5 protein-coding genes are annotated in these 3,529 nt (G+C 75.0%); 1 reads left to right on the forward strand and 4 read right to left on the reverse strand.

The window, feature by feature from the left end:
- The 3 genes from H5J30_RS22420 to H5J30_RS22430 form a co-directional block, all read right to left on the reverse strand.
- Positions 1 to 137: AAA family ATPase (locus H5J30_RS22420; RefSeq protein WP_258563478.1), on the reverse strand; the 137-nt coding region annotated here is incomplete at its 3' end.
- Between the two features lie 116 nt (positions 138 to 253).
- On the reverse strand, positions 254 to 562 hold the full coding sequence (locus H5J30_RS22425) for a DUF202 domain-containing protein (RefSeq protein ID WP_181789188.1): 309 nt from the start codon (positions 560 to 562) through the stop codon (positions 254 to 256).
- On the reverse strand, positions 559 to 957 hold the full coding sequence (locus H5J30_RS22430; protein ID WP_181789189.1) for a YidH family protein: 399 nt from the start codon (positions 955 to 957) through the stop codon (positions 559 to 561). Before H5J30_RS22430 ends, H5J30_RS22425 begins: the two co-directional genes overlap by 4 nt.
- A gap of 151 nt (positions 958 to 1,108) precedes the next feature.
- On the opposite strand from H5J30_RS22430, the gene H5J30_RS22435 reads away from it, so the two are divergent.
- Positions 1,109 to 2,764, forward strand: coding sequence for an FAD-binding dehydrogenase (locus H5J30_RS22435; RefSeq protein WP_181789190.1), 1,656 nt, complete (start codon positions 1,109 to 1,111; stop codon positions 2,762 to 2,764).
- Positions 2,765 to 2,837: 73 nt separating this feature from the next.
- Here the strand turns inward: H5J30_RS22435 and H5J30_RS22440 are convergent.
- On the reverse strand, positions 2,838 to 3,529 hold a 692-nt coding region (locus H5J30_RS22440), incomplete at its 5' end, for an MFS transporter (protein WP_181789191.1).

Here is a 3,529-nt window from a genome sequence, read left to right on the forward strand (position 1 = left end):
CCGGCCTCCCGGGCGATGTCCGCGCCGTCCGCGTACGGCACGTTCAGCCGCTCGGCCAGCTCCCGGCCCACCGTGGTCTTGCCGCAGCCGGACACCCCGGTGACGACGATCAGTGGCACGGTGACGGCCATGCGCATGTCCCCCTCAAGGCAACCCTCGCCTGCGCTGCGGTGCTGCCTGCGAGCTTAGGACCTGTCGTTCGGATCTTCGCCGGGCTCGCGGCGGCTCGAAAGCCGCCTGGAAGCGCGCGGCGTCAGAGGAGCAGCGCGCCCGCGGACATCGCGGACGCCACCACGCACAGGCCCGCGCCCAGCGCGAGCCCCGGTGCCATGGCCGCCGGTGCGGCGGCCGCCAGTTGGTCTATCCGCCGCTGGCCCGCGGCCAGGAACACCAGCCACGTGCACAGCGCCAGCGACAGCCCGGCGTACCCGCCCACCGAGCCGCCCTCGACCACCACCCGCCGTATCTCCAGCACCACCACGACCGCGAACGCCAGCGTCGTACGCCGCCACGCGAACCGCGTCCGCTCCGGCTGCGCCGCGGGGTCGCGGGGGTCGCTCACCGCCTGGTCCCGACCACCACGGCCACGATCAGCGCCACCGCCGCCACCGCCGTGCCCACGGCGAGCAGCCCCGGGAAGCGGGACTCCGGCAGGTCCTCGCCGCGGCGCATCGCGCGCTCGCAGCGGATCCAGTGGTTGACGGCCCGTACCGCGCAGACCGCTCCGCCCACGAGCAGCACCGCGGCGATGGTGGTGCGGATGGGGCGGGCCATCTCGTCGAGGAACTGGTCCGCGGCGATGCCGCCGCCGACGAGCGCCAGCGCGGTCCGCACCCACGCGAGGAACGTCCGCTCGTTGGCGAGCGAGAAGCGGTAGTCCGGCGTGCGGCCCTCGGCCCGCAGCCGCCGGGGCGAGAACCACAGCCGCACGGCGGAAGGACGCTCGGGGTCGCTCACGGGCTCGACCCTAACCGAACGCCCCCGCGCACCCCGCGGCCGACCCGCCCCGCCGCGGGCGGGGCGAAGTGCCCGGCGTCCGGCGGTTGACGGGCGGGCGCGCAGTCAACAGGATCTGAACCCACCGGTAACCTTCGAAGGGGCGGCAGCCATGGTCTACGACGCCGACGTCATCGTGATCGGAGCAGGGCTGGCCGGCCTCGCCGCGACCGCGGAGCTGGCCGACGCCGGACGCAAGGTCATCCTGCTGGACCAGGAGCCGGAGCAGTCGCTCGGCGGCCAGGCGCACTGGTCCTTCGGCGGCCTGTTCTTCGTCGGCTCGCCGGAGCAGCGCCGGATGCGCATCCGCGACAGCCGCGAGCTGGCCTGGCAGGACTGGCTCGGCACCGCCGGCTTCGACCGCGCCGAGGACCACTGGCCGCGCAAGTGGGCCGAGGCGTACGTGGACTTCGCCGCCGGCGAGAAGCGCGCCTGGCTGCGCTCCATGGACGTCTCGTTCTTCCCGGTCGTCGGCTGGGCCGAGCGCGGCGGCTACGACGCGGAGGGCCACGGCAACTCCGTACCCCGCTTCCACATCACCTGGGGCACCGGGCCCGGCGTCGTCGCGCCTTTCGAGCGGCGGGTGCGCGCGGCGGCGGAGCTGGGCCGCGTCGACATGCGCTTCCGCCACCGCGTCACCGGCCTCGCCCGCAGCGCCGGCGCCGTCGACACCGTCACCGGCGAGATCCTCCAGCCCAGCGACGCCCCGCGCGGCACCGCCAGCAGCCGGGAGGTGGTCGACACCTTCGAACTGCGCGCCCAGGCGGTGATCGTCACCTCCGGCGGCATCGGCGGCAACCACGACCTCGTACGCGCCCACTGGCCCGAACGCCTCGGCACCCCGCCGGAGAAGCTGCTCTCCGGCGTCCCCGCGCACGTCGACGGGCTGCTGCTCGACGTCGCCGGGGACGCCGGCGGCCGGCTGATCAACCGCGACCGGATGTGGCACTACACCGAGGGCATCGAGAACTGGAACCCCATCTGGGCCCGCCACGGCATCCGCATCCTGCCGGGCCCCTCCTCGCTGTGGCTGGACGCGACCGGCCGCCGGCTGCCCGTGCCGCTGTTCCCCGGCTTCGACACGCTCGGCACGCTGGAGCACATCATGAAGTCGGGCCACGGCTACACCTGGTTCGTCCTCAGCCAGAAGGTGATCGAGAAGGAGTTCACGCTCTCCGGCAGCGAGCAGAACCCGGACCTGACCGGCAAGAGCGTGCGCGAGGTGCTGGGCCGCGCCGGCTCCGGGGCGCCGGGCCCGGTGCAGGCGTTCATGGACAACGGCGCCGACTTCGTCGTCGAACGCGACCTCGGCGCGCTGGTGCGCCGGATGAACGAGCTGACCGGCGACAAGCTCATCGACGAGGAGGCGCTGCGCCGCACGCTCACCGCCCGCGACCGCGAGATCGACAACGCCTACACCAAGGACATGCAGATCACCGCGCTGCGCGGGGCCCGCAACTTCCTCGGCGACAAGCTCATCCGCGCCGCCTCCCCGCACCGCTTCCTGGACCCGAAGAACGGCCCGCTGATCGCCGTACGGCTGAACATCCTCACCCGCAAGTCCCTCGGCGGGCTGGAGACCGACCTGTCGTCGCGGGTGCTCGCCGAGGGCGGGGAGCCGCTGCCCGGCGTGTACGCGGCCGGGGAGGCCGCCGGCTTCGGCGGGGGCGGCGTCCACGGGTACCGCTCGCTGGAGGGCACCTTCCTCGGCGGCTGCCTCTTCTACGGCCGCGCCGCGGGCCGCGCGGCGGCGGAGGCGATGGGCTGAGGGCTGTCGGCCGAGGGCTGCGGGCCGCGGACGGAGGGCTCGTGCGGAGGGCTCGTACGGGCCGGCCCGCCGGCTACGCCTCCGTGCCCGGCGCCGGGGCCGGATCCGGTGCGGTGCCGGGCGCCTTGGCCCTCGTCTCCGAGCGCCGCCCGCGCAGCAGCCCCGCACCCGCGATGAGCCCGCTGGCCAGCAGCGTCACCAGGCCGAACGACATCGTCAGCGACGTCGCGTCGGCGACCTGCCCGATCGCCGCCGGGGCGATCAGCCCCGAGGCGTACATGATCGTCGCCACGCCCGCGATGGCCTGGCTCGGCGCGTTCGCGGACCGCGCTGCCGCCGCGAAGACCACCGGGACGACGACCGCGATGCCGAGGCCCAGCAGCCCGAACCCGGCCATCGCCTGCGGCGCGGCGGAGGAGGTGATGATGAGCACCCCGCCGAGCGTCGCCAGCACCCCGCCCGCGCGCACCGTGCGCACCGGGCCGAGGCGTTCCACGACCGCGTCGCCCACCAGCCGGGCCACGGCCATCGTCAGCGCGAAGCCCGTGGTGCACGCGGCGGCGAGGCCGGCGGAGGAGTCCATCTCGTCGCGCAGGTAGACCGCCGACCAGTCCAGGCTGGCGCCCTCGGCGAATACCGCGCAGAACCCCACCGCGCCGATGAGCAGCGCCGACTTCGGCGGCAGCGCGAAGTGCGGCGGCGGCTCCTCGTCGGCGTGCGCGACGGGCGCGAGCACCCAGCGGCAGGCGACGGCCGAGACCGCGG

Origin of the sequence: Streptomyces phytophilus, assembly GCF_013870535.1 — a bacterium.
GTDB lineage: Bacteria > Actinomycetota > Actinomycetes > Streptomycetales > Streptomycetaceae > Streptomyces > Streptomyces phytophilus.

Coding starts and splice junctions, on each gene's coding strand:
- H5J30_RS22435 (WP_181789190.1), top strand. CDS start 1,109: ATGGTCTACGACGCCGACGTCATCGTGATCGGAGCAGGGCTGGCCGGC.